The 6,834-nt window shown below is 54.1% G+C and carries 3 protein-coding genes and 2 pseudogenes; 3 read left to right on the top strand and 2 right to left on the bottom strand.

What is annotated here, in order from left to right; genetic code table 11:
• Positions 1 to 173: 173 nt before the first annotated feature.
• Positions 174 to 593, bottom strand: a pseudogene (locus VSR71_RS34060) (transposase); the annotation flags it as partial.
• On the opposite strand from VSR71_RS34060, the pseudogene VSR71_RS34055 reads away from it, so the two are divergent.
• The 3 genes and pseudogenes from VSR71_RS34055 to VSR71_RS34040 form a co-directional block, all read left to right on the top strand.
• A pseudogene (locus VSR71_RS34055) lies at positions 567 to 1,367 on the top strand (IS256 family transposase); the annotation flags it as partial. The pseudogenes VSR71_RS34060 and VSR71_RS34055 sit on opposite strands and share 27 nt — an antisense overlap.
• A gap of 1,783 nt (positions 1,368 to 3,150) precedes the next feature.
• On the top strand, positions 3,151 to 4,164 hold the full coding sequence (locus VSR71_RS34045; RefSeq protein ID WP_232344349.1) for a pyridoxal phosphate-dependent aminotransferase: 1,014 nt from the start codon (positions 3,151 to 3,153) through the stop codon (positions 4,162 to 4,164).
• 5 nt (positions 4,165 to 4,169) lie between these two features.
• The gene (locus tag VSR71_RS34040) at positions 4,170 to 5,777 is read left to right on the top strand and encodes a thiamine pyrophosphate-dependent enzyme (protein ID WP_232349526.1); all 1,608 of its coding nucleotides are present in this window, start codon (positions 4,170 to 4,172) and stop codon (positions 5,775 to 5,777) included.
• Between the two features lie 399 nt (positions 5,778 to 6,176).
• Here the strand turns inward: VSR71_RS34040 and VSR71_RS35455 are convergent, their stop codons facing one another.
• Entirely contained in the window at positions 6,177 to 6,623 is a 447-nt protein-coding gene (locus VSR71_RS35455; protein WP_373424464.1) for an integrase core domain-containing protein, read from the bottom strand.
• Between the last annotated feature and the right edge of the window lie 211 nt (positions 6,624 to 6,834).

Below are 6,834 nucleotides of genomic sequence, written 5' to 3'. Positions count from 1 at the left end.
GGCGATAACGCCCAAGCGCGCACCGAATCTCGCATCGAAGTCGAGGGGAATCGCTCATTGAACTCACTTGGCCACGCTCTCACGGTCAACTCGGCGCTGCGGACGTTGTTTTGAACACCATCCTTAGCCTCGTTCCGCAGTAAATCGCTCGACATACAGAATAGCAAACTGGTTCATGGCGGACTTTCAGTCAGGGTACGAACCGACTTGGCCAGCACGTTGCGCAGCGCCAACCACAGGAGCTTGACAGCGGCTTCATTCGAGGGAAGTGCCCTCGGGTTCTGAAGATCTTGCGCAACTGTATATTCAGGCTTTCGATGGCATTCATGGTGTAGATCAACGCGCCGTATCTCGGGCGGGAACACGAAGAACGGCGCGACGTGCTCCCAGGCGCGTCGCCACGACTGCGCGATCATCGGCAGCTTTTCGCCCCACGGGGCATCGGCGAAGTCCTGCAGCACATGTTCGGCCTCTTGTTCGCCGGCCACGTTGCAGATTGGCCGCAGCACCTGCGCCAGCACCTTGCGGTCCTTGTAGTTGGCGTAGTCCAGGCTGTTGCGGATCAAATGCACGATGCAAGTTTGTACCGTCGTGCAGCGGCCCGCGGGCCGCTGCCGGCTTTGCCTGAAGGCCTGCTCGACAAACTGGTTAAAGGGCCGATGGCGCCCAGCGAGTCCAGGATCTGATGCTGGCTGTTTAACAATGCCATCATCGAGCGGGCGATGGGCGCCGAGATGAGCATGCACTTGGGCTATAAGCCAGGCGAGCCCAAGCCGGCCGAAGAGTCCAATGCGCGCAACGGCCTCACCGGCAAGACCGTCGTCACCGACCGTGGGCCGGTGCGGGTCGAATTGCCACGCGACCGCAATGACAGCTTTGAGCCGGTCTTGATTCCCAAGCATGAACGGCGTTTTACCGGATTCAACGAGCGCATTATTGCCATGTACGCGCGCGGCTTGAGCGTGCGCGAGGTCCAGGCATTCCTGGCTGAGAGCTACGGAACCGAGGTCTCCCCTGACTTCATCATCTCCCCTGACTTCATCAGCTCGGTCACCGATGAAGTCATGACCGAGGCAATCGCGTGGCAGAGCCGCCCGCTCGAAGCCATGTACCCAGTGGTGTTCTTCGACGCGTTGCGGGTCAAGATCCGCACTGACGGCGTGGTCAGCAATAAGGCCGTGTATCTGGCATTGGGCATCCAGGCAGACGGTCAACGTGATGTGCTGGGCCTGTGGGTCGAGCAGACTGAAGGCGCCAAGTTTTGGCTCAAGGTCTTCAATGAACTCAAGAACCGAGCCAATCAGGATATCCTGATTGCCGTGGTCGATGGCCTCAAAGGCCTGGCTGAAGCCGTTGCGACCGCCTATCGCTGCCTTCTGCGATTCGACCACCTATTGCAGATGCTCGATGCGGGCATCGCGCTCCAGCAGCAGGGCCTTGAGCGCTTCGATGTCGTCCGAGTACGCTTTCGCCGACGTTATGCCAGCACTCCACGCGCCGGCACTCAGAATTACAATGCCGAGATCGGCTCCGCAGTGCGCACCGGCTGTCGCAAGTCGATGCCTTCCAGCAGCATTGAGATCTGCGGCTGGCTCGGGCTGACTACACCCCCGACCGCACGCGACCAAACGAAGCGGCCTCGTACAAGCAGCGGTTTCATCAGCAGGCACATGTCATCACCGATCCACCAAAGCGGCTTGACCAGATCGCCTCGTCGGCGATGGAACACAAACACGGAGTCGCTAAACGGGATCCGCTCTAGCACGGTGTGCACCTTCGCGGCCAAGCTGTTGAAGCCAGAGCACATGTCCTTACGCCAGCAGCCAGCCACACCCGCGTTCCAGTTGGAAGGCCCACATCACCGAGCCCCTCCCAACAGGGTCGGCAGCACGAGCTGCAGGACGTCTGGCTCGGGCTTGCCTTCGAACCTCACACGCACACGTCGACATTCGATGACGAGCCTGGCTGATTCAATCGGCTCCGGCTTTCGCGGCGATGCCTTCTCTATGGGCAGGAATAGTTCGTCCGGCTCGGATGCCGCGGCATGTTCATGATCTTGCAGCCACGTCGATGCAAGATTCGCGCCCAGGCCAATGCGCTCGCGGAACTTCTGACAGTGAGTGTGCCGGGTCCAGCGTTTCCGCCACGACCTTTGTGCGGAATTCCTTCGAGTAATTCTTGGAGAATCACGTGGGACCCCGCGCGTTGTTTTTGGTTCCCACCAAATTTTGGTCGGACCAAATTGCCACCTATGGCTCTTCATAAGCAGACGGTGCTGGGCAACACTTACTGCTCTACTTTTGGAATTTCATTTGCAACGTGTAAGGGGTTTGTGGCACTTCAACGCGTCTTGTTCAACAGTGAGCGCTCTAGGACTTGAGCGGCGGGAATGCTCGGCCTATCGACGCCTGACCGCCGACCTGTGATCTAGGCAACTACAATATCGAATCTCAAGGTCATCAGGGTTCGCGCGTACGGCTATCCTGACGAAGATAGCCTGTACAAATATCAGTAAGAGTTCGTTCCATGAAAGAACTTCATGGCGTCTTGAAAACTGATCATTTTACCGACCTCGCACGGAGCAATTACAATAAAAAAGGTGGCTTGAAAAGAAGGCGGCTAGGGTCAAGCTAGGCAGTAAAGAACTTTAAGTGCATTCCGAGGCGGCATGGGATAAGGAAGTGTAGCGGTATCCAGCATCGCCGCAAACAAGGGGTGCCAAATTGAGCAATCCTCGTTGATTATGGCCCGCCATATTCTTTGCCGTATGTTGGGCGGTATTCTGCATTGAGCTTGAACTTATCCGTCATCAAGCAGACAAACCAAATATCGTTTGGACGCGCGGCATGCACAAGGCACTTCCGTGAACATAATGCTCATTAATTATCGACGGGCAAGTTCAAGTCTGCGGAGGCAAAATTTGTCAACTCTTCCGGGTCGTTATCGGGTATCCGGCGCCGAAATGATGAAATATGTCCTATTTCATCATTGTTCAATGGTAAATATTTGAAAATTTCAAAATGAAATTCTGCAGTGGATTTTTAAACACCCCCCTCGTTTAAGGTTGCGAGAAATAGCCAATTGTTAGGGTAGCATAATCAAATGCAGGGCTATTTGTGAATTGATGAAATGATGGCGGACGAAGAAAGAATGAAGATTACGAAACTCTCCTCAAACGAAAACCCATTTGGTCCATCACCCAAAGCAGTTGATGCCGCGAAACTAGCAATTGCCTCGGCCAATCGCTATCCAGAACGCACCGACAACATGCTTTGCGATGCCCTAGCTGCGTTTCATGGTAGAGGCCTTACAAGCGCGCAATTTTTCTCGGCAAACAGCGGTGTCGAGGTACTGTCTTTAGTGGAAGATGCGCTGATTAATCCTGGTCAACGTGCCATCATATGTCCGCCGTGCTTTAGTGAATACTCAAGATCTCTTGCAAGTAAGGGATGCGAGATAGACAGAGTGCCTCTTATTAGACCAGATTTCCGCTTGGACGTCGATGCAATCCTGCGCAAGATAAACAAGGATACCAGGCTGCTATATCTTTGTAATCCAAATAATCCGACCGGGACCTGGTTTGGGGAAAATGTGTTGGGTGCGATGTTGGATAAAATTCCGGATTATGTCACCGTAATTTATGACGAGGTGTATTATCAATTTGCTACGGAAGAAGGCCTTCCTGACGCTATACGGCATGTCCTCGATGACCAAAATGTCGTGATCGTTCATAGTTTTTCCAAGGCTTATGGCTTGGCTGGTATGCGAATCGGTTATGGGATCGCGCCGCAACGGATAGCACGGAAGGTGAAGAAGCGGAAACGAAATTTTCACCTAAGCACAGCAGGAATGGAGGCTGCAATTGCCGCTTTGGGGGATAGGGTTCATTTGCAGCGCACCGTCGATAACAACCATGCCGAGCGGCGCAGGCTCGCGACCGGGCTGAAAGCCCTGAATCTGGAGGTTACACCAAGCCAGGCAAACTTTCTCATGGTTCGCTGTCCCAAAGGCTTCAACGCTGAGGAACTGGCGGGGCTCTTGGTTGGGCACGGGGTGCTGGTACGTCCCGCGTTCGATCTGCCGCACTGCATAAGAATCACGGTCGGTGCACCACGTGACAACACGAGATTACTCGCTTTATTAGATACGCTTCTGGAGGGCTGAAGACTATGAGAGCTATGACGGGTGGTGAGGCAGCAGTTCTTTCTTTGCATAACCTCGGAATAAGGACGGTATTCGGCCTACCTGGCATGCAGAACGATTGGCTCTATAATGCATTTTACGATCATCGAGAAAAATTCCGGATAATTCACACTCGACATGAGCAAGGCGCGGCATATATGGGACTCGGTCATGCTCTGGTCAGCGATTTGCCCACGGTATTCAACGTTGTTCCGGGGCCCGGCCTTCTCAATTCAACCGCCGCGATCTCGACGGCGTACGCACTTAACGCAAAGCTGATGTGTTTGACCGGTCAGATAAACTCAACTGCAATAGGAAGGGGTTGGGGGGAATTGCATGAAATCAATGATCAGCTCTCAATCTTGCGTTCCCTTAGCAAATGGGTAGCAACTGCTAACACTCCATCGGAGATTCCGATCTTGATCGGCGAAGCCTTTCACCAGATGCTTTCGGGTCGACCTCGACCAGTTGGACTGGAGATTCCAATGGACGTGTTGGCCAGCACGGCTCCCGCCGATCCCCAACTCAAACTACGCACTCCCTATGAACCTCCTCTGGACGAGGACGCTCTCGATGAGGTCGCCAAAGTGCTAGGTGCCTCAGTTGCTCCAATGATATTTGTCGGAAGCGGTGCGCAAGGCGCGAGCACACTGGTCCGGCAGTTAGCGGAGGTCTTACAGGCACCGGTCGTGGCATATCGTACCGGCATGGGGGTTGTGGATGCCCGTAGCTATCTCTCCCTTCACCTGCCCGCCGCGAAGGATCTTTGGAGAAAAACTGATGTTGTTTTGGCCATCGGTACCAACATGCGAATCCCAGGCAAAAAATGGATTCGGACACATCGGCCGGATATTATTCGCATTGACGTTGACCCGACCACCCATCGTAGATTTTTCACGCCGAAATGCGAAATTACGGCTCGGGCAGAGCAAGCCTTGCCACTCTTGCTGAGAAGGCTTGAAAAATACAATGCAGTTCGAAGTCCACGTGAAACTGCATTGATGGAAGTCAAAGCCGCATGGGAAGCGCGTTCAGCAGTGCTCGAACCACAATTGAGCTATCTGAAGGTTATCCGTGAAGAAATAGGTGAACATGGAATATTTGTAGACGAATTAACTCAGGTTGGCTTTGCGAGTCGCATCGTTTATCCCGTGTTCAGTCCCCGCACTTACATATCTACCGGCTATCAGGGAACACTTGGATATGGATTTCCGACTGCGCTCGGAGTGAAGGTTGCAAAGCCTAACGTGCCAGTGGTTTCTATTACGGGGGACGGCGGGTTCATGTTTGCCGTTCAAGAACTAGCCACTGCTGTACAGCATAAGATTCCTTTGATCGTTCTGCTTTTCAATAACAACTGTTTTGGAAATGTCCAACAGATGCAAGTCAACGACTACGGCGGTAGAATTATAGCAACTGATCTTCGAAATCCAAATTTCTGCCGTTTGTCGGAAAGCTTTGGTGCACAAGCGTTCCGAACGGACTCTCCCGAAGGACTGCGGTTCGCATTACGTCGCGCCATTACAACGACGAGTGTACCGACGGTGATCGAAGTCAGCGTGGGGGATATGCCAAGTATTGACCAGTTCCGGTGAGGTGATTCTCCATTCTATGAAGTTTTCGATAAAGTTGACCGCTTCAGGAGCCGGTATGGAGAACGGCTGGACACAGCTATGAATTTCCAAATGTTTATGGGATCGCCCCCGTGCCCGAAGAGAATCCACTCATATGATGGCTGAGTGATCATGGCCGCATCGATTTGTTCACCTTCACGCGCTTGCAAATCAGACGGGCACGCCAGTTGGCGACGCTCACGACGTCAACATGACCCTGTCATCACCTTAGCGATTACAATTGTATTGACCCGTCAGCCTTGCTGAGTAGGTTGGATAATGGTATCGGTCTATCACGCTGGTTACCCCCTACCCACTGTACAGACCGGAGACATGGGTGACAGGTGTTCGGAGACATAGGTGACACGTGATCTGCGCGCATCATGATGCGCGCAGATCAATTTCTCCGATCTCAACGCGGCTGAACCACACTCGGTAGCAGCCGTCCTGCGCCGTGGGTCGCAAGGCAATGCGCTGGCCGATGAACGCCTTGCCAATCTTGAAGCGCCGTCGGCCAACTTCAATGCGCGCGGACCTGTCAACTTTATAGACCTTGTCACAGGACAGGTACTCGGCGGCTGGCAGTATCTCCGGATACGCAATGACGCTGGCACGATAGCGCTGCATGGGCACCGCCATGCCCAATGCTTCGTGCGGGCGCTTGCCGTTGTAGGTTTCGCGATAGCGGTCGAAAACGCGCTGCGCTTCGTCGTTGTCCGCAAAACGCCGATGCTGCAATAGCTCGACCTTGAGGGTGCGGTGAAACCGCTCGTCCTTGCCTTGTGTCTGGGGGTGATATGGCCTTGAATGACTGACCTTGATGCCCAACTGTATCAGCCAGACCGTTAGCACCGTATATCCCAGGCCGTCAGAATCGCCGCTTCATGGCGGACCGTTGTCCATCGTCATGCGCTGCGGCAAGCCGTAGCGGCGAAACGTCGCAATCAGCTTGGACTGGACCGTCTCAGCACGCTGGTCGCACCTCACCTTCGCCCGACTCGGCGTAGGGCGACAGCCACTTGTACAACGTCTTCGGAGC

This window comes from Cupriavidus oxalaticus (genome assembly GCF_038900635.1).
GTDB lineage: Bacteria > Pseudomonadota > Gammaproteobacteria > Burkholderiales > Burkholderiaceae > Cupriavidus > Cupriavidus oxalaticus_B.
This window is presented reverse-complemented; position numbering and strand designations above follow the sequence as displayed.